Source organism: Vibrio sp. nBUS_14, from assembly GCF_051201655.1.
Taxonomy (GTDB): domain Bacteria; phylum Pseudomonadota; class Gammaproteobacteria; order Enterobacterales; family Vibrionaceae; genus Vibrio.
Genome location: NZ_CP179206.1, coordinates 941,064 through 964,451 on the forward strand (window position 1 = coordinate 941,064; position 23,388 = coordinate 964,451).

Annotated in this window: 18 protein-coding genes; 9 read left to right on the top strand and 9 right to left on the bottom strand. The window is 44.8% G+C overall.

What is annotated here, in order from left to right; genetic code table 11:
* The first annotated feature begins 95 nt into the window (after positions 1 to 95).
* The 4 genes from recC (at position 96) to recD (ending at position 9,933) form a co-directional block, all read left to right on the top strand.
* Entirely contained in the window at positions 96 to 3,572 is a 3,477-nt protein-coding gene (gene recC, locus ACMAZD_RS04300; RefSeq protein WP_435248700.1) for an exodeoxyribonuclease V subunit gamma, read from the top strand.
* 6 nt (positions 3,573 to 3,578) lie between these two features.
* A complete protein-coding gene (locus tag ACMAZD_RS04305; protein ID WP_435248701.1) occupies positions 3,579 to 3,788 on the top strand; it encodes a hypothetical protein in 210 nt (69 codons plus the stop codon).
* 245 nt (positions 3,789 to 4,033) lie between these two features.
* The gene (recB, locus tag ACMAZD_RS04310; RefSeq protein WP_435248702.1) at positions 4,034 to 7,708 is read left to right on the top strand and encodes an exodeoxyribonuclease V subunit beta; all 3,675 of its coding nucleotides are present in this window, start codon (positions 4,034 to 4,036) and stop codon (positions 7,706 to 7,708) included.
* Positions 7,708 to 9,933 carry an exodeoxyribonuclease V subunit alpha gene (gene recD, locus ACMAZD_RS04315; RefSeq protein WP_435248703.1) on the top strand — a complete coding sequence of 742 codons (2,226 nt, stop codon included), beginning with the start codon at positions 7,708 to 7,710 and terminating at the stop codon, positions 9,931 to 9,933. Before recB ends, recD begins: the two co-directional genes overlap by 1 nt.
* A 115-nt stretch (positions 9,934 to 10,048) precedes the next feature.
* Here recD and ACMAZD_RS04320 read toward each other — a convergent pair whose 3' ends face one another.
* Entirely contained in the window at positions 10,049 to 10,240 is a 192-nt protein-coding gene (locus tag ACMAZD_RS04320) for a hypothetical protein (protein WP_435248704.1), read from the bottom strand.
* A gap of 279 nt (positions 10,241 to 10,519) precedes the next feature.
* The gene (argA, locus tag ACMAZD_RS04325) at positions 10,520 to 11,857 is read right to left on the bottom strand and encodes an amino-acid N-acetyltransferase (RefSeq protein WP_435248705.1); all 1,338 of its coding nucleotides are present in this window, start codon (positions 11,855 to 11,857) and stop codon (positions 10,520 to 10,522) included.
* A 162-nt stretch (positions 11,858 to 12,019) separates the two neighbouring features.
* Here argA and ACMAZD_RS04330 point away from each other — a divergent pair, with 162 nt between their 5' ends.
* From ACMAZD_RS04330 to csdE, 4 genes are all read left to right on the top strand, one after another.
* Positions 12,020 to 12,493 (top strand): DUF2850 domain-containing protein, encoded by a 474-nt coding sequence (locus tag ACMAZD_RS04330; RefSeq protein WP_435249327.1) that lies wholly within the window; start codon positions 12,020 to 12,022, stop codon positions 12,491 to 12,493.
* Between the two features lie 81 nt (positions 12,494 to 12,574).
* Positions 12,575 to 13,687, top strand: a complete 1,113-nt coding sequence (mltA, locus tag ACMAZD_RS04335; RefSeq protein WP_435248706.1) for a murein transglycosylase A — start codon at positions 12,575 to 12,577, stop codon at positions 13,685 to 13,687.
* Between the two features lie 113 nt (positions 13,688 to 13,800).
* Positions 13,801 to 14,610, top strand: a complete 810-nt coding sequence (tcdA, locus tag ACMAZD_RS04340; protein WP_435248707.1) for a tRNA cyclic N6-threonylcarbamoyladenosine(37) synthase TcdA — start codon at positions 13,801 to 13,803, stop codon at positions 14,608 to 14,610.
* Between the two features lie 82 nt (positions 14,611 to 14,692).
* Positions 14,693 to 15,121, top strand: a complete 429-nt coding sequence (gene csdE, locus ACMAZD_RS04345) for a cysteine desulfurase sulfur acceptor subunit CsdE (RefSeq protein WP_435248708.1) — start codon at positions 14,693 to 14,695, stop codon at positions 15,119 to 15,121.
* Between the two features lie 62 nt (positions 15,122 to 15,183).
* Here csdE and csdA read toward each other — a convergent pair whose 3' ends face one another.
* From csdA to ACMAZD_RS04380, 7 genes are all read right to left on the bottom strand, one after another.
* Positions 15,184 to 16,395, bottom strand: coding sequence for a cysteine desulfurase CsdA (gene csdA, locus ACMAZD_RS04350; protein WP_435248709.1), 1,212 nt, complete (start codon positions 16,393 to 16,395; stop codon positions 15,184 to 15,186).
* Positions 16,396 to 16,482: 87 nt separating this feature from the next.
* Positions 16,483 to 17,376 carry a 2-dehydropantoate 2-reductase gene (panE, locus tag ACMAZD_RS04355; RefSeq protein ID WP_435248710.1) on the bottom strand — a complete coding sequence of 298 codons (894 nt, stop codon included), beginning with the start codon at positions 17,374 to 17,376 and terminating at the stop codon, positions 16,483 to 16,485.
* A gap of 110 nt (positions 17,377 to 17,486) precedes the next feature.
* Positions 17,487 to 18,293 (bottom strand): outer membrane protein OmpK, encoded by an 807-nt coding sequence (locus ACMAZD_RS04360; RefSeq protein WP_435248711.1) that lies wholly within the window; start codon positions 18,291 to 18,293, stop codon positions 17,487 to 17,489.
* Between the two features lie 762 nt (positions 18,294 to 19,055).
* Positions 19,056 to 20,414 (bottom strand): AmpG family muropeptide MFS transporter, encoded by a 1,359-nt coding sequence (locus tag ACMAZD_RS04365; protein ID WP_435248712.1) that lies wholly within the window; start codon positions 20,412 to 20,414, stop codon positions 19,056 to 19,058.
* 54 nt (positions 20,415 to 20,468) lie between these two features.
* Complete coding sequence (locus ACMAZD_RS04370) at positions 20,469 to 21,017, bottom strand: peptidylprolyl isomerase (RefSeq protein ID WP_435248713.1); 549 nt, start codon at positions 21,015 to 21,017, stop codon at positions 20,469 to 20,471.
* A complete protein-coding gene (locus ACMAZD_RS04375) occupies positions 21,017 to 21,586 on the bottom strand; it encodes a YajG family lipoprotein (protein WP_435248714.1) in 570 nt (189 codons plus the stop codon). The genes ACMAZD_RS04370 and ACMAZD_RS04375 overlap by 1 nt, the downstream gene beginning before the upstream one ends.
* 67 nt (positions 21,587 to 21,653) lie before the next feature.
* Positions 21,654 to 22,805 carry a methyltransferase gene (locus ACMAZD_RS04380; protein ID WP_435248715.1) on the bottom strand — a complete coding sequence of 384 codons (1,152 nt, stop codon included), beginning with the start codon at positions 22,803 to 22,805 and terminating at the stop codon, positions 21,654 to 21,656.
* 175 nt (positions 22,806 to 22,980) lie between these two features.
* On the opposite strand from ACMAZD_RS04380, the gene bolA reads away from it, so the two are divergent.
* Positions 22,981 to 23,289, top strand: coding sequence for a transcriptional regulator BolA (gene bolA / locus ACMAZD_RS04385; protein WP_017064186.1), 309 nt, complete (start codon positions 22,981 to 22,983; stop codon positions 23,287 to 23,289).
* The last annotated feature ends 99 nt before the right edge of the window (positions 23,290 to 23,388 follow it).

Below are 23,388 nucleotides of genomic sequence, written 5' to 3' on the forward strand. Positions count from 1 at the left end.
AGTTTTCAGTATTTCATAAGCTTATATTGCTAATCCAAACTCGGCACTTATGCTAATCTGGCAGTATATTGTGGCAAGATTAGCGTGAGTGCACTTTGTTTACTGTTTACCATTCCAATAAAGTTGATACTTTAAAAATTCTTCTCGTTCACTTAATCAAAAGTGACCCTTTAGCCAACCCTTTCGAAAAAGAGCAGATCTTGGTTCAGAGCCCAGGTATGTCTCAATGGCTTAAGATGGAACTCGCCAAAGAGTTTGGTGTAGCAGCAAATATCGATTTTCCTCTTCCTGCAACCTTCATTTGGGATATGTTTACCCAAGTGCTTCCTGATGTACCCAAACGCAGTGCTTTTAACAAAGAAGCGATGACGTGGAAGTTGATGAGTTTGCTACCCGCTAAGCTTGACCACCCTGATTTTTTACCGCTACAACGTTATCTTGAAAATGATGAAGATGACTCTAAGTTGTATCAATTGGCAGAGAAAATTGCCGATATCTTCGATGGTTACTTGGTGTATCGACCTGAATGGATGGCGATGTGGGAAGCGGGAGAGCCCGTTACTGAGTTGGTCGATGATGAGGGACAGCAAGAGCACCCTTGGCAGCCAATTTTGTGGCAAGCACTCTATGAGCAAACTCTGTCTCAAGGCCAATCTAAATACCACCGTGGCAACTTGTATCACGATTTCATTGAAGCTTTAGCCAATCAACAAGGCCAACTGCAACATCTGCCTAAACGCTTATTTGTGTTTGGTATTTCATCGCTGCCTCCTCGTTATATGGACGCGTTGAAAGCACTTGGTGAGCAGATTGATGTGCACTTGATGTTTACTAACCCTTGTCAGCATTATTGGGGCGATATTCGCGATCGTAAATACTTGGCAAGAGTCGAAGCGCAGCGCCGTAAGCAGTTTGCGTTGGTTGATGGTTTACCTCAGCTAGAAGGCGAAGTATCACCATTGAAAGATGGTATTGAAGCCAACGTTGAAGATAAACTGCACACCAGCCAAGCCGTTGGTAATAGTTTGCTTGCGTCTATGGGTAAATTGGGCAGAGATAACCTATTTTTGCTATCTCAATCAGATAGCGAAGAACATGAGTTCTTTATTGATGTTGAGAGGGATAACCTACTTCATCAACTGCAAGCCGACATTCTCCAGTTAGAAGAGCATCAAGACGACCACATCTTAGATTCCAGTCATCATAAACAGGTGGTTGAGCTTGGCGATCGCTCTCTGACCGTACATGCGTGTCACAGCCCTATGCGAGAGGTCGAAGCTCTTCATGATCAGTTGTTGGCGATGTTTGATGCCGACCCGACACTAAAACCACGCGACATCATCGTAATGGTGTCTGACATCAATGCCTATAGCCCAGCGATTCAGGCGGTATTTGGTAATGCTCCGGGTGAGCGTTATATCCCTTACTCGATCTCTGATAGAACCGCAGACCAAGAAAGCCCAATTCTGACCGCCTTCATGCAGTTGGTCGCGCTACCGAATACGCGTTGTTTAGCGTCTGAGTTACTAGAGCTATTAGAAATTCCTGCAATGATGGCGCGCTTTGGTATTAATGAGTTTCAATTCGAGCAAGCCAAACAGTGGGTTGAAGAAGCGGGTATCCGTTGGGGCGTCGATGCTTCAACGGCGACAGAATTTGATCTACCTGCCACCGAGCAAAATACCTGGCTATTTGGTATCCAGCGTATGTTGTTGGGCTATGCGATGTCAGACTCTGCAGGTTTGTTTGAAACTGAACACTCTCCAATTGCCGCTTATAACGAAGTTCAAGGCATTAACGCCGAACTTGCAGGTAAGTTAGCGCACTTTATCGATCATATCGCCCATTACCGTCAAAGCCTTACTGAGACTCAATCCATCGATATGTGGCGTGAAACCTTGCTGCAAATGATTGATGATTTCTTTGCGGTTGAACTGGAAGGCGAGGTGGTGCTCAAATCGATTCGCGATGCACTTTCGCAACTGAATGAACAGCTTGATGATGCCTTGTATGAACAAGAGTTGTCGCCAAGCATTATCTACCAGTACCTCAATAATAAGTTATCTGGCGCACGTATTAGCCAGCGTTTCTTAGCGGGCCAAGTTAACTTTTGTACCTTGATGCCGATGCGTTCTATTCCGTTCAAAACCGTCTGTTTGTTAGGCATGAATGATGGTGTTTACCCTCGCTCAATGCCGCCAGAAGGTTTTGATTTGATGAACGGGCGCACTCGTCCGGGTGACCGTTCTCGCCGTGATGATGACCGCTATCTATTCTTAGAGGCGATGCTGTCAGCGCAAGAATGCTTGTACATCAGCTATGTTGGCCGTTCGATTCAAGATAATACTGAGCGAGTGCCATCGGTGTTGGTTTCAGAGTTGATTGAATACTGCCAACAGAATTACTGTTTGAGTGAAGACCAAGCCTTACCAAGTGATGATTCAGGCATCAACCTGACTCAAGCGATCAGCTTTGAACACACTATGACACCGTTTAGCCCAGCAGCCTTTACACAAGGTGATGCAAGCCATGTATTGAGTTATGCCAAAGAGTGGCTTCCAGCGGCTAACCGTTCCGGTGAACGCAGTGGTAAATTTAATCGCGCATTGGATAATTACTTGTTGGGTGCAACGTATCCTTTAGAACTCGACTTGGTTGAGTTACAGCGTTTTTGGCGTTTGCCAGTGCAGTACTTCTTTAATCGCCGTCTAAAAGTGGTGTTTGAGCCGCCACTTCCTGTGATGGAAGATGATGAGCCATTTGTACTTAATGGTTTAGAGAGTTTCCAACTTAAGGATGCTTTGCTGCAAGTGTTGCTGGACCACCCTGAAGGCGCAGACGAAGCGGTTCGATTGTTTGTCTTTGAGCAAAAAGCACAGGGCCGATTACCGGTTGGCGCCTTTGGTGATATCGAATTTGAAACTAACCGTGTTCAAGCGGAAGACTTAGCCAAAGAGATTCGATTTGTGAGCGGATCACCGCAACAAGATCTCGAAGTGAATATCGAATTTGATGTGCTGGGCGAAGGTAAGCCTGTTCGCTTGATGGGCTGGTTAACTCAAAACTATCAATCAGGTCTAGTACGTTTCCGTAGTGGAACAATTCGTTCGCAAGATTATTTGGCAGCGTGGATTGATCATCTATGTTGTGCAGTGATGGGACACGGAAAGACGACCCATATTATTGGCTACGACAGAAAAGAAGGCGTGGTTCACCAAACGCTACAACCTATCGGCGATGCGCAGCAAGCGAAGAGTTTGCTGGCTGAGTTAGTACGACTGTTTTATCAAGGCATGACAGCTCCGTTACCTTACTTCCCGAAAACCGCATTGGCTGGCGTTGAGGCGGGCTTTAGTCGTGGTAAGTGGGTTGATGACGAAGAGAAGTCTCTGAAGAAAATGGCCGATACCTTTAATGACAGCTTCGCCTTTATGGGCGAGGGCAGAGATACCTACATCTCACGCATTTGGCCTAAGTGGGATGATGAATTGGCTGCTGAGTCGCGTATTTATTCAACGCTTGTGTTACAGGCCGCAAGACTTGCCGCTGCCGATCTAGAAGATCAGGAGTAATCGGCAGTGATCAGCAAGATCGCCAACGATACTAACGTCAAAGAGATGCACTTGAATAAAGGCATGGAAAAGAAAGAGTTAGATGTAAATTTGGAGTGCTTGGCTTATCAAAAGGTGAGAGGTAATCGAGGTATAAGCTTAGTAAAAGCGATAGATAGTGACTTGCGGGAAGTTAGGGTACAGGAAATAAAGTGGCCGCCAGTAAATCATTATTAGTGTAGGGCGTTCGCTGTACGGCCACAGGTCAGAGGGACCATTATTCTGTGGTTCAAAGTAACGCATGAGAATAAACTCGAATCGCGCTCCCGAACTCGTGCGCGCATAGTAGCGAGGCGATCTGAATTGATCCGTGAGAGAGATCGCACTAACTATTAACAAATCAGCGTAGGACGTAAATTGAATGACGTTTTCCACGCTAGGTCACATTTGTAACAAACTAATTTATCAGAAGGCAGTAAGGCATGACGACCACAAGCAGTGTTCAGGTAATCGCTCCACAGACACTCGATACCATGACGTTTCCACTTCATGGCGCGCGTTTAATTGAAGCATCAGCGGGTACTGGTAAAACATTCACCATCGCTGGCTTGTACTTGCGCCTACTGCTCGGTCACGGCACGGCTGCACCACAAGGTGATCTGACTGAAGCCACTCGACACCATGAGCCGCTGACCGTAGATCAAATTCTGGTGGTGACCTTTACTGAAGCGGCAACGGCAGAGCTACGTGATCGTATTCGAGCTCGAATTCATGATGCACGTATTGCGTTTGCACTTGGACAAAGTGACGACCCAGTGATTGCACCTCTGTTACAAGCCATCGAAGATCATGCTGGTGCGGCGAAAACTCTACTCAATGCCGAAAGACAAATGGATGAAGCGGCTGTCTACACCATTCATGGCTTCTGTCAGCGTATGTTGACTCAAAATGCCTTTGAGTCTGGCAGCCGGTTTGATAATGAATTTGTGACCGATGAAAGTCACCTGAAAGCGCAAGTGGTAGCTGACTATTGGCGTAAGCAGTTTTACCCGCTGCCAATTCAACTGGCTGGCGAAGTGCGAAATATTTGGGGTTCGCCTGCTACATTATTAGCAGACGTAAATCGTTATCTGACAGGATCTCCGCTGAAATTGACGGTAGATGCGATGTCGGGTGACTTGCAAACTCTGCACAATCAAAACCTAGATAAAGTGAAGCAACTTAAGGCGTTGTGGTGCGAATCCGAAGCGGACTTTTTGGCTTTGATCTCAGGTTCAGATGTAAACAAGCGTAGCTACACCAAGAAGTCTTTGCCGACTTGGTTAGAAGCGGTAACAGAATGGGCGCAGAGCAACACTCATGATTACCAGTTCCCAGATAAATTAGAGAAGTTCTCACAAACAACATTAATCGAGAAAACACCGAAAGGCACGGCTCCTCAGCACGCCGTTTTCGAAGCGATTGACGGTTTCTTAAATAACCCTGCCGATTTGAAAGCTCCGCTATTGGCGCATGCCATTACCCATTGTCGAACTATGTTAGCTAAGGCTAAACAGCAGAAGCAATGGCTATCGTTTGATGATTTGCTGACTCAGTTATCTGCATCGATTGATGTGGATGAGCAATCACTGCTGGTGGAGAGAATCCGCACCTTATACCCAGTGGCGATGATCGATGAATTCCAAGATACCGATCCGCTGCAATACAGTATTTTTAGCCGAATCTACCTCGATAACCCGCAATGTGGTCTGTTTATGATCGGTGATCCGAAGCAGGCTATCTATGGCTTCCGTGGCGCGGATATTTTTACCTATATCAAGGCGAGAAACCAAGTTAGTGCTCACTACACCTTAGGGACTAACTGGCGTTCGAGTGCTGACATGGTCAGTGCAGTAAACCAAGTGTTTATGAATTCAGACAGTCCGTTTATTTACGACCAAGACATTCCATTTTTTCCCGTTGCAGCCAGCCCATCGGCCGACAAGCGCCAATGGGTGATGAACGGAGAAACTCAGCACGCGCTCACCTTTTGGCTACAAGAGGCTGAAGATAAGCCGTTACCAAAGGGGGAATATCACAAAGCCATGGCCGAGGCGACCGCGAGTAAAATTCAAACTATTCTGACCGCATCTCAAAATCAACAAGCCTATTTTGATAACGGTAAAAAACAACATGCCGTGAATGCGGGTGACATTGCTGTCTTAGTTCGAACCGGCAGTGAAGGCCGTCTAATCAAGAACGCGCTATCCGAACAGGGCATTGCGAGTGTGTATCTGTCGAACCGAGACAGTGTGTTTACTAGCTTAGTTGCGCAAGATATTCAACGCTTACTGCAAGCGGTGCTGACGCCTGAAAATGACCGTGCATTGCGCGCGAGTTTAGCGTCGGAATTGTTTGCTTTGGATGCCGCATCATTGGATGAACTCAACAACGATGAAGTGGTGTGGGAAAACGTCGTTAACGAATTTAGAGAATATCGTAAGTTGTGGCTACAGCGCGGCGTGTTACCAATGTTGCGCAGCGTGATCAGTAAAAGACATCTCGCGGAACGCTTACTGGAGGAAGAAAATGGTGAGCGCTCACTAACCGATTTGATGCACATTGGCGAGCTGCTGCAACAAGCAAGGCAAGATCTCGACAGTGACTATGGTTTACTGCGTTGGTTGGCTGAAGCGATATCGGATGCACAAAATGGTTTAGGTGGCAGTGAAGACGACATTCAACGCCTTGAATCAGAAAGAAACTTGGTTCAAATCGTTACTATTCATAAATCGAAAGGCTTGGAATATGACTTAGTGTTTTTGCCGTTCGTTGCAAGCTATCGTGAAGCGAGTGAAGGTAAATTCTACGATCACGAGTCAGATACCACAGTACTTGATATTACGGGTAGCGACAGTGCCTTAGCAAAAGCCGATAAAGAGCGATTGGCAGAAGATCTACGTTTGATTTACGTGGCGCTGACTCGTGCGGTTTATGGCTGTTTTATTGGTATGGCTCCTTTACGTAAAGGGCGCTCAACCAAAGAACCGACGGGCGTGCATTTGAGTGCGATGGGCTATTTGGTTCAAAACGGACAAGAGCAAGGCATCGCCGAGTTACATCAAGCTCTATCTGCAATTGAGGGTAAGAATTCAAGCGTATTACTGTCTGAAATGCCTACCGCTCACGAACAAATTTTTATGCAAACAGAGCAAGTGAGTGAAGACTTACAGGCCAATGAACTCAAGGCTTCAATTGACCGAGCTTGGCGTATCACTAGTTACTCGGGGCTTGTAAAGCAAGGCAGTCACGGCGCAAGTCATGATGCCACGATTGAGGTGTCTGGTTTCGATATTGATTCGGCTGATGAACAAGATGAGTCGGAACTGATTGAACCTGAACGTTCTATATTCACGTTCCCTCGTGGCGCTCGCCCGGGTACCTTCTTACACACCTTGTTTGAGGATGTTGAATTTACCGAGCCAGCAACCAGCGAACATAACACGCAAGTAATCACTCACTTATTAGAGTCGGAGCAATATGAACTAGAGTGGTTACCCGTGCTTCAACAGCTTGTCGATACGGTGCTTAACACCGCATTAGATGGCAAAAATCTAAAGCTGAGTGAGAAAGACTCGACTCAACGCTTAGTTGAGATGGAGTTCTTGTTGCCGATCGAAGTGTTGGCCGCATCTGAGCTGAATCAAACCATTCAATATCATGATCCGTTATCAGCCAAAGCGGGTGATCTAGGTTTCCAAACCGTGCAAGGCATGTTGAAAGGCTTCATCGATTTGGTGTTCGAGCACCAAGGTAAATACTATGTGCTCGACTGGAAATCGAACCATTTAGGTGATGACGTTGCCGTCTACCATGGTGAAGCATTGAAATCGGCGATGGCAGACCACCGCTACGATCTACAATATCAAATCTATGCATTGGCACTGCACCGCTTTTTACGGAGTCGTGTTGCCAATTACAGCTACGAACAACATTTTGGTGGGGTTTATTACTTGTTTTTAAGAGGAATGGACGGCCAATCTCAACAAGGTATTTTCTCGGCGAAACCTACATTGGCTTTGCTCAATGAAATGGATCAATTGATTGATGGTAAAGTGATAGACAGACGTTCAGCACAATTAAATGACAATGAAACTGGACAGATGGGGCTTCTATAATGACGACAACGACCGCGAATACCAGCATAGAGACAGCCAACTTTGTTAAGCCAGTTTCACTTATCCCTGAGCAGCTCATGGATGTATTAAAGTTCCTCGCCGACAAGGGCTCAATTCGTCAACTGGATTATCAGTTTGCCCGTTTTATTTCTCAGCAAGCGACGAGTCATTCTCAAGAGATCGGCTTTCTCGCTGGGGTGGTGAGCCATGAATTAGGCAAGGGGCATATTTGTACTCGGCTTATACAGCTACATACGGCAGGCCTTGAGCAAACGGCAGATCTAGCTCAGTTACTCGGTTTGTACGGTGAAACGGCACTGCAATTGAACCAAAAACTGTTGGGTATTGATTGGGTGACGGTTCTGCAATCATCTAACCTCGTTGGAACAACGAATGACTGCGTTAAGCCGCTGATGTTTGATGGACAGCGCGTCTACTTACAGCGTTATTGGAACTATGAAGTTGTGTTGGCTGAAACGTTAAACCGTTTAAGTAAGCCAGTAGAGTTCAATATTGAGCAGAAAAAGGCGCTGACAGAAACGCTCAATCAGCTTTTCGCACGTAGTTATCACTTTCTGTTTAACGCCTTAGCCAAGGCTGAAGCAAATCAGCAGACGTCTCAGGTACTGCGCCAACAGCTGGTGTGTGATCACCTTGATATTGTCGATGAGCAATCTTTGAATTGGGGCGCAATTGACCAAGCGATTGTTCAAGCCAAACAAGTGACCGATTTAGATGTGCTGGATAGTCTAGTACCGTTATCTATCTGTTTGAATTGGCAAAAAGTAGCGGCAGCGGTGGCGCTGAGTCGTCGCTTCGCGGTGATCTCTGGTGGGCCGGGTACTGGTAAAACGACCACAGTAACCAAGTTATTGTCGGCGATGGTCGAGCAATCACTAAGCCAAGGCAAAATACCGACGATCAAGCTGGTGGCACCGACAGGTAAAGCCGCGGCTCGTTTAACAGAGTCGATTGGTAAAGCGATTGAGCAACTGCCTTTAGCGCCTGAAGTAAAAACCAACATACCAACGGAATCGAGCACTTTACACCGATTGCTTGGCGCGATTCCTAATCGAGCTGAGTTTAGACACAACCGACGCAATCCACTTCACCTTGATATCTTGGTGGTGGATGAAGCATCAATGGTCGACCTGTCGATGATGTATAAGCTGGTGGATGCACTCCCTGAACACGCAAGGTTGATTCTGCTTGGTGATAAAGATCAGCTCGCTTCAGTAGAAGCGGGCGCGGTGTTGGGCGATATCTGCTCGTTTAATTCAACAGGCTACAGCTCAGCGCAAGGCAATTTGATTGCGGAAATGACAGGCTTTGATGTGATAGCTAAACCAAGGCAAGTCAAAGCTGGATCGGTTAACCCTCCTGCGATTGCTGATAGCTTGTGTATGCTGCAGAAGAGTTATCGTTTCGATGCCCGTTCAGGTATCGGGCAGTTAGCAAAAGCAATCAATAACGGCTCTGCGAATCAAGTAGACCAAGTGTTTGCCAAAGGATTTGGCGATATTGAAAATCATCCTCTATCGAGCGACAGCTATAACTTGATGTTGCGTACGTTAGTCAATGAGTATGGTGCGTACCTCAACCGAATGAATGTGCAACTGGAAGAGTTAGAAACTCAAGAAGCGAGAGCTAAATCGGTACTCGATTTGTTCAGCCAGTGTCGATTGCTGTGTTCGATTCGTGAAGGCGATTTTGGTGTTAAAGGCCTCAACCACAGAATCGAAAGGGCGCTTGCCGCAAGACGTTTAGTGAATCCACATAACGATGAATTGTGGTATCACGGGCGACCAGTAATGGTAACGCGCAACGATCATGGCTTGGGCTTATACAATGGTGATATTGGTATTTGTATGCTTGAGGCTGATGCAAGTAGCTCTTCTTCAAATGACGATAACTCAGTCCCTCGATTAAAGGTGTACTTTGAATTGCCCGATGGCAGCGTAAAAGCCGTACTACCAAGTCGAGTGCCTGATCATGAAACCGCCTATGCGATGACGATACACAAATCTCAGGGCAGTGAATTTGATCTGACCTTAATGATCCTTCCGCCAGATTTTAGCCCCATCTTGACGCGAGAGCTTATCTACACAGGTATTACGCGTGCGAAGAAACGATTAATGATGTTCAGTGATACTAACGTATTGAAGCGTGGTATTAAGGTGAAAACAGAGCGAGTCAGTGGTTTAGGCAGTCGCCTAACCAGTTAACAGTCAGTCGTTTTAACGAAGATGTTGCTGGAAGTAAAACGACGAAATAGCAGGGTAGAATGTAGAATGTAGAATGTATACACAAAGCAACCATCCCTGGTTGCTTTGAACGTTATTAGGAATCCGTGCCTAAAAACGCTCGGGTAAACGATATATGTTTTATCTTGTACTTTGCTTGGCAATTCAAAATAAACTCTTTGAGGTTCTCACTCACAGGGAACACGCAGTGCACGTCTAGCCCTTCTAAGAATTGGTTATCAGCCATATCCCAAAAACTTTGCAGCGAGTTACAAACAATGGTTCTCATATCAATGTTGCTCTTTTTGCTGTTTATACTAACGTCAGAGCTACTGCTAGCGTCTGACCGTTAACGGGTATAGCAATCCGTGCAGTTACCATCTCAAGAAGTCGATATGACTATCGAGGTGGCAATTCCTATAAAAACATTTGTTAATATTATTAAAGCGCTTAAATTCTATACAATAATTCGTGTGAGTGAAAGTGCATACTTAAAAATCTCATATAGAAAACGATTACATGTGCAATTATTTTTCTTTTGAACTGAGGTTTTAGTCCAAAACTTTATTTACACATTCAACGCTAAGATCTTTGAGTTACGTTGATAGTTGTATAACCCCTGCTTTTCCATTGGTAACTCATCCACACCTATCTCGTAAAAGCCCTGTTCTCGGAACCAATGCAGGCTATGTGTGGTAAGAACAAAGATCTGGTCGATGTCACGTGACTTGGATTGATGACGCATGTAATTCAGCAGTAATTGCCCACGGTTTCCATCGCGGTAATCAGGATGGATAGCAACACACGCCATTTCTGCCATGTGATCTTCAGGATAAGCATATAGTGCAGCGCAGCCAATAATCAGACCGTCTTTTTCAATGATGGTAAAACGATGGACTTCTTGTTCTAACTGCTCTCTTGAGCGACGCACGAGAATACCTTGTTCTTCAAGCGGGCGAATGAGGTCAAAGATGCCGCCAATATCATCAATCTGAGCTTGTCTGACTTGCTCGGCACTTGCCATGACCACTTGGGTTCCAATACCGTCGAAAGAGAACAGCTCTTGGATTAGTGCGCCATCGACTTTGTAGCTGATTAAGTGACAACGAGGCACACCAGCACGACATGCTGAGATTGCGCCTTTCAAGAATCGCAATGTTCCTGTACTTATGTCTTCAGCTGGGCCTTGAGATTGAGTTAAGCGTTCCAAAATATGTTTTGCGTCTTTAGGGAACAGTTCGGCGAGCACATTGCCGTTTTGATCCGTTACCCCCTGCTCAGAGCAAAAACCAACCAACTTATCGGCCTTTAAACGAATGGCCACTTGAGTGGCGACTTCTTCAGAAAGTAGGTTAAAGCTTTCGCCTGTTACCGAGCTAGCAATAGGGCCAAGCAGAACGATGGATCCTTGGTCGAGTGTGCGATTAATCCCTTCAATATCGATTCGACGAATGCGCCCGCTGTGGCAGTAATCCGTACCATCATCGACACCTAGTGGCTGAGCGGTAATAAAGTTGCCACTCATGACATTCAGTTGAGTGCCTGCCATTGGGGTGTTGTTCAGGCTCATTGAGAGTCGAGCTGTGATGGCAAGTTGTAATTGGCCAGCAGCTTGCATCGCAACACCTAGGGAATACTCATCGGTGACCCTAATATTCTTGTGGTAAGGCGTGTGGCAATCTTGCTTTGCTAACAATTGGTTGATCTGCGGTCTTGCCCCATGAACAAGAACAATCTTGACCCCAAGGCTGTGGAGTAAGGCAATATCACTAATAATGTTACCAAAGTTTCTATCGGCAACGGCTTCGCCTCCCAGCATAATTACCATGGTTCTACCACGGTGAGCATTTACGTAAGGGGTTGATTGTCTGAAACCTTTTACTAGCGCTGTACTTCTTAATTTCACAGAACAAGTCCATTTATGTTTATTTATTCGTTAATTTAGCATTTAAATTCAATGTTAAACAACGTATTTTTGGAATAAAGCGCAAACTATTCTTATCTAGGGTTCATTATATAAACTGTCTCAGTGTAGAATACGCATAGCATCTTTATGAGTAGTCACCGAATGCAACAAGCTCCAGCAAGAAAGAACAAGATCGATGAAATAACCAAAGGCCTCTACAGTGAAGCTGAGCAACGCAACCAATCTAAATTGAAGCGTAAAATTATTGAACGCAGCCTAATGGTATTAGCTATGGTCGGAACGTGTGCGGTGGTGTCTCTTTTTGGTGATGTTATTAATCGATTACAAGATGCAGCAACACCCGATCACTTGCTTTATGGCACTTGGGTTGAACAAGATGTTGCTCATTATGCGACAGATGAATTTGTGCTTAATGCCAACGGTGTCTCAGTCGGTGGTTCGGTCATTTCGACTAACTTTGAGTTTGATGGTAACTACTTTGAATACAAGGCGGGGGATAAAACGTACCGCTTCCGCATGACCAAATCTGATCATACAGAAATGGTGCTCGATTCAAATGGGCACTACAACCCAGTCTTTCGCCTCAAAGGCTATATCGATAATTCCGTTCGATAGGTTATCTTACTGTAAACTCTTACAATCTAAGATTGTGTTATCTGACCATTTTTGTCATCCTCGATGCATAGAATTTTTAGGATGACTCTTGTGATTAAAAAATGGCTTCCCCTTGTTGCCGCCTCCTTACTATTTGGCTGTGCTCAACCCACCGATCGTGCTCAACAACACCTTGATGATGAATTTCTCCGCGCCTTAAATAAGGTCGATCAGGTTGAATCCAATAAACCAAGAGACTACACCGCATTTTCAGAACAAGCTGAGATGGTGGTTTCTAAATCCCCTTCAATGGCAAAAATCTATGAGCCGCTTTATCAGCAACTTAACGAGTGGGCGATGCAAAGTGGTGACCCGAGCGAACTAGCCAATTTCGGTGTTCAAACCGCGCAACTTGGTGGTGGCGATAAGCAAGGTAATGTTTTGTTCACGGGTTACTTTTCTCCGGTGATGGAACTGCGCCATGAAGCGAATGAAGCATACAGATTCCCTGTTTATGGACTACCTGATTGTGATAAAGATTGTCCGACTCGTGAAGAGATCTACAACGGTGCATTAGAAGGCCAAGGTCTTGAATTAGGTTACGCAGCAAACCGTATTGACCCGTTTATGATGGAAGTACAGGGTAGTGGCTTTGTCCATTTTGGTGACGATGACACGCTTAAATATTTCGCGTATGCGGGTAAGAACAACAAAGCTTACGTGAGCATTGGCCGTGTTTTGATCGAGCGAGGCTTAGTTCCACGCGACAAAATGTCTTTGAAAGCCATCAAAGAGTGGGTCATGGCAAATGATCCTTCCGTGGTAAAAGAGCTGCTTGAGCAAAACCCTTCTTTTGTTTTTTTTAGTTCTAGAGAAGATTTATCGGTAATGGGTAGCGCAGGCATTCCATTGTTACCAATGGCGGCGGTTGCAGGTGATCGCTCTATCTTACCAATGGGAACTCCGATTCTTGCAGAGGTGCCACTATTAAATGCTGATGGTACTTGGAGTGGTGCGCACCAACTAAGATTGCTACTGGTTTTGGATACCGGTGGGGCGGTTAAGCAGAACCACTTGGATCTCTACCATGGTATGGGCCCAAGAGCAGGTACTGAAGCGGGTCATTACAAGCATTTTGGTCGAGTGTGGAAGCTGGGTCTAGATGGCAGCGCAACCGAAGCGCCTTGGGCTTTACCTCCTGAGAAGGTCGAGTAAACGACAATAAAATTGGGCATTGAAAGCGAATCGCTAATCCCCTAGACTTTTTATTCAAGAGTGCGTATAAAACGCACTCTTTTCTTTTTCTCAGAAATAAATTGGCGGCAACAATGCGTGAATTGACCACTCCAGCTTCAGAAAACTATGACCAACGATTTGGTGGCACTCGTCGCCTATATGGCAATAGTGAAGTCGACATACTTAGATCCGCACACGTGTGTGTTATCGGTATTGGTGGCGTGGGGTCATGGGCTGTTGAAGCGCTTGCTCGTACTGGTTTAGGTGAGCTGACGTTGATCGATATGGATGACGTGTGCGTGACTAACATCAACCGTCAGATTCACGCAATGTCGGGTACTGTCGGTAAGAGCAAAATCGAAGTGATGGCTGAGCGCGTTAAGTTGATTAACCCTGAGTGTAAAGTGAACCTGATTGATGACTTTATTGGTCCTGGCAATCAAGCTGAGTATTTGTCGAAAGAGTTTGATTTTGTGCTGGATGCTATCGATAGTATGAAGGCTAAGGCTTCGTTACTGGCGTATTGCCGCAGTAACAAAATCAAAGTGATCACTACGGGGGGCGCGGGTGGTCAAATCGACCCAACGCAAATTAAAGTGGCCGATCTGACTAAGACGATTCAAGATCCGTTAGCAAAGAAATTGAAAGACACGTTGCGTCGTCACCATAATTTTCCTAAGAACCCAGCACGTAAGTTTGGCATCGATTGTGTGTTCTCGACTGAGCAACTTAAATACCCTCAAGCTGACGGCAGTGTCTGTGCTGCGAAAGCGACCGCAGAAGGTCCAAAGCGTATGGATTGTGCGACAGGTTTTGGTGCTGCAACTGTAGTAACGGCGACTTTTGGATTTGTTGCCGTTTCGCGTATTGTAGAAAAGATCATTCAAAAGCACAGTAAGTAGTTCTCTATTATTTGCTTAAGCACATTAAGAACATTAAGCCATTGTCACCTGTACATTTAGTCATAATCTATTGGATATTAAAATGATGTCATTCCCAAGCTCTCCATTTGGTACTGAAATTACCAGTGATGATATTGTCACGAAAATGCAGACATTCAACGGTTGGGAAGACCGTTATCGCCAAGTGATTCAATGGGGTAAGAAATTACCTAGCATGCCTGATGAGCTGAAGAGTGAGCAGGTTGTAGTTTCTGGTTGTGAAAGCCAAGTCTGGCTGGTTTCTCAGAACATCAACGGTGTTTGGTATTTTTGTGCTGATTCTGATGCTCGTATTGTGCGCGGTCTGATTGCATTAGTGATGGCTGCGTATGATGGAAAAACATCAGAGCAGGTTCAAGCGTTTGATATTTATGGTTACTTTGAAAACATCGGTTTAATCACCCACCTAAGCCCATCTCGCGGTAATGGATTAAAAGCGATTGTTGCTCAAATCCAAGAGCTAAGTGCTTAATATCTCTTAGATACACAGAAACGAAAAGGGTTGACGCTAAACGCCAACCCTAAATAATCTCGCTACAGCATATCAACGGCTTTTTCTATCGCAGCGATAAGCTTATCAACGTCATCCATGTTGTTGTAAATACCAAATGAAATTCGAACCGTTCCTTTTACATTAAGCGCATCCATCAATGGGTGAGCACAATGATGCCCGGCACGTACCGCGATCCCTTGCTGATCCAACAGTGTCGCGATGTCTTGATGGTGAACACCATCCATCACAAAAGTAATCACACTGGCGTTGGGTTGATACCCCAAAACCTGAACATCATCCAGTTTACTGAGTGCAAGATAAGTCTCGTGCTGAAGCTGGTGGATATGATTTTCGACATCTTGCTGGGCAAAACCACTTAACCACCCTATTGCGGTACTTAATGCGATGGCTCCCGCCACGTTTGGCGTGCCCGCTTCAAATTTTCCCGGCAGTTCAGAAAAGGTGGTGCCAGAGAAAGACACGCGCTCAACCATCTTGCCACCACCATGCCAAGGTGGCATCGCTTCAAGCAATTCAAGCTTACCGAAAAGTACACCGATACCAGCTGGGGCATAGAGCTTGTGCCCTGAGAACACGTAGAAATCAGCCCCTAAAGCAGCAACATCAACGGGCTCATGAACGATACCTTGTGCGCCATCTACTACCACAATTGCATTCATTTTATGTGCTTTCTTGATGACCGCTTCAATCGGCTGACGAGAGCCTGTGACATTGGTTATCTGAGCCAGAGCAACAATCTTAGTTCGTTCATTCAAAAGGGCGTCAAACGCAGCAACGTCAAAGTCACAATCTGATGTAATTGGTACTTTCACGACTTTAGCACCAGTTTGTTCAGCCACAATTTGCCAAGGCACGATGTTGGCGTGATGTTCCATTTCACTCACTAAGATCTCATCGCCAGGTTGAAGCGTGCTTCTTGCGTAAGTTTGTGCGATCAGGTTAAGTGCTTCGGTTGCACCACGAGTCCAAATAATCTCTTTTGACGATGTCGCGCCAATAAACTGAGCGACCTTGTCTCTGGCCGCTTCAAATTGACTGGTTGCTTGAGCTGTTAAGCTATGACTGCCACGGTGAACATTGGCATTTTGCTTGGAGTAATATTGGCTAATGGCATCAATAACCACCTGAGGTTTTTGTGTCGTTGCCGCGCTGTCTAAGTAAATCAACGGTTGTTGGTTAATGGTTTGTGATAGCGCAGGAAACTGCTCTCGGATGTGATTGATATCAAGCATCTATTCTTACCTAAAATCTTGGAAATTGGTGCTAGCGTTATGCTGAGCGGTATCGGTATTTTATCGCGACTTGTTAACTGTTGCTGACTAATCTTGATGATTCCAGCTATTTTCTCGTTCTTTAACCTGAGCGAAGAGCTTTTGGTTAACCGGAACGTCTATCTGATGCTTAAGCGCGGTTTTTATTAGGTGTCCGGTAATGAAGTCGATCTCTGTCTTTCGTTGGTAAAACACATCTTGCTTCATTGAAGAGTTGTTCTTTGCTGTCGCTTGGATAACCTTGTTGACACTTGTCTCTAATTCGTCGAAGGAACAAGTCATATCCTCAGCCTGCATCACTTGCGTGAGTTCTTTAATTATAGAACTCAAAACCTCGCTAAACCTTTGGTCAGCAAGCTCTCCATTTTTGATTTGTTCCAACCCAGTCAGTGGGTTGATGGCGCAATTGATGGCGAGCTTGGTCCATAGCGCTGTTTTTATCTCAGGATTCCAACTCACGGCAGGTAAGGCATGTTCCAACACATCAACCAAAAAAGTGCACTGTTGACCTTTGAGGTTAAAAGCCCCCAATTGTGTTTGGCCGATTCCTGTGTGGGATACATTGTTGCGGTTGGGCTTGAATGCCGCTTGGGTGGTAGTCGCCAATACTACCGGGTGAGCATCAATTTGAGTGGCTATCTGATCGACAGCTCCCATTCCGTTGTGCATAAACATGAGAATGGTGTCGGGAGCGAGATGTTGAAGCAGTGGAGCGGTTGCTTCTTCTACTTGCCAAGCTTTGACCGTGAAGATGACTAGATCACTTTCCGATAGCTTTTCGATATTGTGATTACTGAAAGAAAGAGAAGCTTGCTCATCCAATGATAGTTTCATTGAGTCGCCAGCCGAGCGGCCCCACAAAGACACATTATGACCCGCTTGAAGTAGTTTTATCGCCCATAAAGAGCCGATGGCCCCAGGCCCAACAATCGTGATGTTCACAGCAATACCGAGATAAGAAAGTGATGCTGCAAGGATAGCGAGGCATTAAATGAAAGCAATAAAAAATGGCACCCGAGGGTGCCATTTAGGAAATTTTCTTAGAAGTTCGATTAGAACTTGTAAGTTACTGCTAGGTAGTGACCTACACCTGAAGTACGACCAGCGAAACCGCCATCTTCTAAGCCGTAAACAGTTTCGTATGCTTTTAGGCCGTAACCCACAGCATAACGGTCTGAGTGCCAGTAGATACCGTTAAACATTGCGCCGCCGCTGCTTTCTGCGCTGTACTCGTCTTCCATCGCAAATTGCCAATCAATGTAACCTTGGTAAGAGATGAATGAACCGTTTTCGAAGAAGAAGAAAGGCTTGAACCAGTTAGTTGAAATTTGGAAACCGTTCCAGTCTTTGTTGTTTGAATCGTATGTGCTGTAAAGGTTTAGACCCATTTTGCCAAACCATGGAACCATTACGTCAGAACCTAGACCGATTTTTTGTTGGTTAACACCAAAAGTAGTGTCAGTTGTGTTAACGCCGTCCCAAGTGATTTCAGAAGCTACATAAAGCTCTTGAACTGGACCGAAAGACAGATCTTTACCAGTTAGGCCGTCAAGAGACATACGTGGAGCAAACTTCATGAACATTTTTGCTTGGCTGTCTGCTTTATCGCTACCTGGATCCGAAAGTAGGTTAAATACATCAACATAGCCATATAGGTCGAAGATTCCTGAACGACCGCCAAATTCCATTTCCATATAATCATGGCTAGAGTTACCAGGCTTTTCGTTGAATGCACCCATAAGGTTGAACTGCATCCACTTGTAATCGTTCTTGTGGATGTCGCCGTCAGAATAATCAGCCGCCATTACTGGAGCAGAAGCTGCTGCAAGTAGGCCAAGAGTTAAAAGTGATTTACGCATAATGGAACTCTCTATGTTTGAAATAATTAACCCGCTAATCCGTGCGTGTTTATGATGTCCGAATGCCGAGCATAATAGCGATTTTGTTCTCAATTAAAAGTGAGAAAGAGTGAAAACTATAATTATTATGGTGAGGTTGATCACATTAACGATCTAAAGGATGGAACTTTAATGCGTAAGCGCATCTTGATGCATCTCTAATTCTATTGATTTTGTGGAATTGGATTGTTTTGTGGATAAATCGGTGAAATACTGTGCTAAGCAAACGATTCTACTAAATAGAGTGATATGCATATCAAAATCAACAGTATTCCTTTGTATGTGATTTTCTCACTAAAAGCGGATAGATCTCTCCTCATATAACCCACTTCCTGATCTATTTTTAATCAACTTCGTAATGGTGGTGGAATCAATTGATGAACGACTGACGTGATGAGTCGTCTGGAATTTGAACATGGTTGCTTTTTCTGTCACAGAACTCTTGAGACAGTTATTTGTACGAAACTCAAAGATTGCGTGAACGGTTTTTTTCACAGCGGGAACTTGCTCTGTGACATTCTTATTACTGGCTAATCATCTATTGTCGAGGTGGATTCTGTAGCGACAACCATTAGCTAATGGAGTGTTGAATCAAATGGTGGTGATTGATGATTCGATGGACGTCGGTTTTCACTTAATCGCGGGTGATACGACGGACTGATTGTGTTCCTAGAGTGACTGACAGTAAAAAAGAGAGGGTAGCGCGATGTTACCCTCTTTCTATTACTCTTGGTTGGTTTTGGCTTTTTCTAGCAAATCCGTGAAAAAGTGGCGTAACGAGTAGAGCATGATCAAACTTGGAATCACCATGAGTGCAGTAACTATAAAGAAGGTTGACCAATCATTGAGGTAGTCAACCAGCTCACCACTGAAGGAGGCCAGTGTTGTACGTCCTAAATTCCCTAAAGAGGCAAGCAAAGCATATTGCGTTGCAGAGAAAGCTTGACCAGTTACCATGGTAAGAAATGAAACGAAGGCCACCGTTGAAAAAGCAGCAGTAAAATTATCAACCATAAGAGTTGCAAGAAATAGCTGCTCATTCGGGCCCACATGAGCAATCCATGCAAACATTAAATTACTGGCTGCCATCGCTATACCGCCGATCATTAACCCTCGAACTATGCCGAATTTTACGTTAACCATACTACCAATTAATGTGAATAGCATGGTGAGTCCCCAACCAATTAATTTTGAGTAGTAACCGATTTGTTCATTTGAGAATCCGACTTCTTTATAGAAGGTGATCGACATTCTTCCTAAGAAGGCTTCACCTATCTTAAATAGGAAGACGAATAGTATTAAGGTTAAAGCGACTCTGAAACCACTACGCTTGAAGAAGTCAATAAAAGGTTCTGCGACTGTAACTGTAAGCCAAACAACAACAGGATTGCCCACCATTTTACTATGGCGAAGCTCTGCTTCTGCTTGTAAGCTATCACGTCGAGTTTTAGGTTCCCCAACGAGTAATGTGAATAGCATTAGAATAGCGACAATACCAGCCATGCCGTAATACACCCCATTCCATCCAATAGAATCAGCGTTAACGAAGGCTAGGTAACCTGGTAGTGAGTAACCTGTCCACCAACCAATAACAGCCATTGCGGAAGCTTGGGGAAGTTTAGATGTGTCTGATTTTGGAAAAGTATCAATCCGGAAGGCATCAATCGCGATATCTTGAGTCGATGAAGCAATCGCGATCCCTAGTGCTAGCATCGAGGTGAACATCAAATCATTGGCTGGGTTGACGCCGGCGATGAAGAGTGTGCAGACCAATACGAAGCTTTGGCATAGGAATATCCAACTGCGTCGTTGGCCGAGTATTGCGTGAAGCACCGGCAGTTTTACTCGGTCTACCAATGGTGCCCATAAAAAGTTAATGGCATAGACGGCAAATACACTACCGAAATAACCGATCGCAGCACGAGTTAAGCCAGCATCTTTAAGCCAGCCAGACATGTTAGAGCCGATAAGAACCCAAGGAAAGCCACTCGAACAACCCAGCATAAACACCCAAAGTAGACGTTTATCTAGGTAGCTACGAAAGGTCTGCATCCAAGAAAGAGAGGGAGTGCCAGATGACATGGGGCGTCCTTGTATAGAAAAACGCCCTTAAGAGGTTAAGGGCGCTGTATGAGATTACTTAAGAAGTGTTACTTTGTTGATGATGATAGGGTCTGATGGGATATCTGACATACGACCCATTCGCTTGGTCGGGATGGTAGCCATCTTTTGTACAACATCAAAACCCTCAGTCACCGTGCCAAAAACAGCGTAGCCAGGGTTGCCACCTTTTGCATTCAAGAAATCGTTATCAGAAAAGTTGATAAAGAACTGACGAGTTGCAGAATCTGGCGCGTTAGTGCGAGCCATTGCGATCGTTGCTGTATCATTTTTTAGACCGTTACTGCCTTCATTTTTGATCGGAGCATAAGTCGCTTGTTGATTCATGTCTTGATCAAAGCCGCCACCTTGCGCCATAAATCCAGGAATAACCCGGTGGAAGATGGTGCCTTCGTAGCTGCCATCTTCAACGTATTTTAGGAAGTTAGCCACACTAATCGGTGCTTGCTCTTGGTTTAGCTCGATGGTGAAGTCGCCTAATGTTGTCTCTACGTTTACTTTAGGGGTAGCCCAAACGCTCACGCTAACCAGCATTAATGCGATAGAAGTTAGAATACGGCTCATTAGAAACGTTCCTTCATGTAGTTTTGTAGTTCAGGATCGTTCGCGATTTCAGTAAGAACCAAGTTGATCACATCGTTTAGAACCATTGAGATGTCGTCGTTTGAAGCGCTTAATGCACCAGTACGAGTTGCTGTACCGTTGAATGTTTTCACGAGCTTACCTTCAGGTGTTTCAGCCGTGACTTCAAGTGTGACTTTACCGTCCATTTGGTTTTCCATAATGGTGTGTTCTACGGTAACAAGTGCTTCTTGAATCTCTAAAACAATTGAGTTCTCACTGTTTACACTTGCACGGAAACCTTGAGAGCCCAGTTGTTTTGCTAATGCGTCCTCTAGAGAAATACGCATGTTCTGTTTCGCGTGAATCGGCTGGATATTTGAACGGCCACTATCAACCAAGGCTACATACTGAGCGGCACGAACATCTTTGCTCGTTAGTGTGTATGTTTTGTCTTGAACGATATTGCTTGAGCTTAGTGAAGCTTCTGGCATTACGTTGATCTGTTCTTGCTGAGGGGCTGAACAGGCAGTCAGAGCCATGATAGAAGCAGCCAAAATCAGTTTTTTCATTCCTTTATCCTTTCTAAATTCACACCAGAAGCTCGGTATCTTAAATTCTTATGAAGCAGTCTACTGCCTATTTATTAAAATTAGCAGGCTCTCTTGTTGCCTGTAATATCTCAAATTTTTGGTTTAATTCAAGCGTTTCGACGTTAGCTTCACCAAATAATCTTGCTAGTTTGACATCGTATCCGAGGTGTCGGTTACCAATAACAATTAATTTACCTCCGTTGCTAAGAACATGCTTTGCATCACAGAACATTTGCCATGCGATGTGGTCTGTAATCGCTTGTTGCTGGTGGAACGGAGGATTACACATAACTAAGTAAGTGCTGTTCTTCTTGAAGCCATCTAAACAGTTGTTGGCGATGAACTGGAAGTTACCTTCTTCACCAAGGTTATCCTTGACGTTTTGGCGCGCCGATTCCACCGCCATAAAGCTTTCATCCACACAGGTGATACGAGCTTGTGGGTTCAATTGCCCGGCTTTTACACTCAATACCCCGTTACCACAGCCTAAGTCGATGATATGACGTAGCTCAGGGTCTTGAGGGATGTGCTCTAGCATATAACGAGCGCCTTGATCGAGTGCTTCCCCTGAGTAAACATTTGGTAAATTTTTCAGGCGGATATCTTCACCATCCACGTCCCACTCAACGAATGGTTCAACTTTGTGAATAGGCTGACAGTTTGGAGAGGAGAACACCAAGCGGTGCTTTTTCTTCGCCAGTGATGTTTTGGTTTCACCCAGATACTTTTCAAACAGGTTCAGTGTTGAAGTGTGGATCTCTTTTACTTTATTCACACCAATTACTTGGCAGCCTTCAGGCAATGCTTGGCGCAATTGACTCAATTGCCATATTAGGTGGCGGTTGGTTTTTGGCAATTGCATGATCACAAGGTCGATACCGTGTGGGATATCATCCATTGTGTTTAAAAAGTTCACACGGTTGCTCTGATTGCGCTGTAAGTTTTTTAGCGTTCCGCGATGAGAAATGAAAGAGTCACTCATCATGGTCACATCATGGTCTTTCGAGAACCAAGCGGATAGGGCGCCAAAACTGTCGTTCATAATCAGTATGTGTTTACCAGGTTCAAGATTCATCTCTTCAACATAGCTAATCAGGTATTCGTCGCCGGCATCCCAAGCTTGAAGGGTTTCATTTGAACGGTTGGGGAAACGATTTAGGGTTAAAATTCTATCGTGAAGGGTAAGTTCAGTTTTCATTGCTTGAGATACTTATGTAAGGAATAACAAAGATATTCTCTCAAATGCAGCCTGAACAAGATATAAAAAACTCGACTAAACTCCTCGAGTCAGCGATGAAATACTCAGACAGTCGGTTAGTTAGGGTTTATACTGGAGCGACAGATAATGCTAATACGCTATTTAAGGAATCACAATGATCCAAGAAGTTATCGAAACAAAATTGCACAATGAGTTTTCACCAAGTCATTTAAACGTGGTGAATGAGAGCTATATGCACAATGTTCCGGCTGGTTCTGAGAGTCATTTTAAAGTGATTGTTGTCAGCGATGTGTTTGAAGGTTTGCGTCTTATTGCTCGTCATCGAGCGGTAAATAAAGCACTTTCAGAAGAACTGGCGAATAATATTCACGCGCTATCCATTCATACCTATACAAAAGATGAATGGATGAAGCAGCTAGATAACGTGCCAGACAGCCCTATGTGTATGGGCGGTGGCAAGTAATAGATTCAATACAGATAAAGAGAGGTGGTATGCCGCCTCTTTTGTCATCAAAGCCATGTGTTTTTAGGTTTTATATCACTCAGATTGATGTCAAATTGA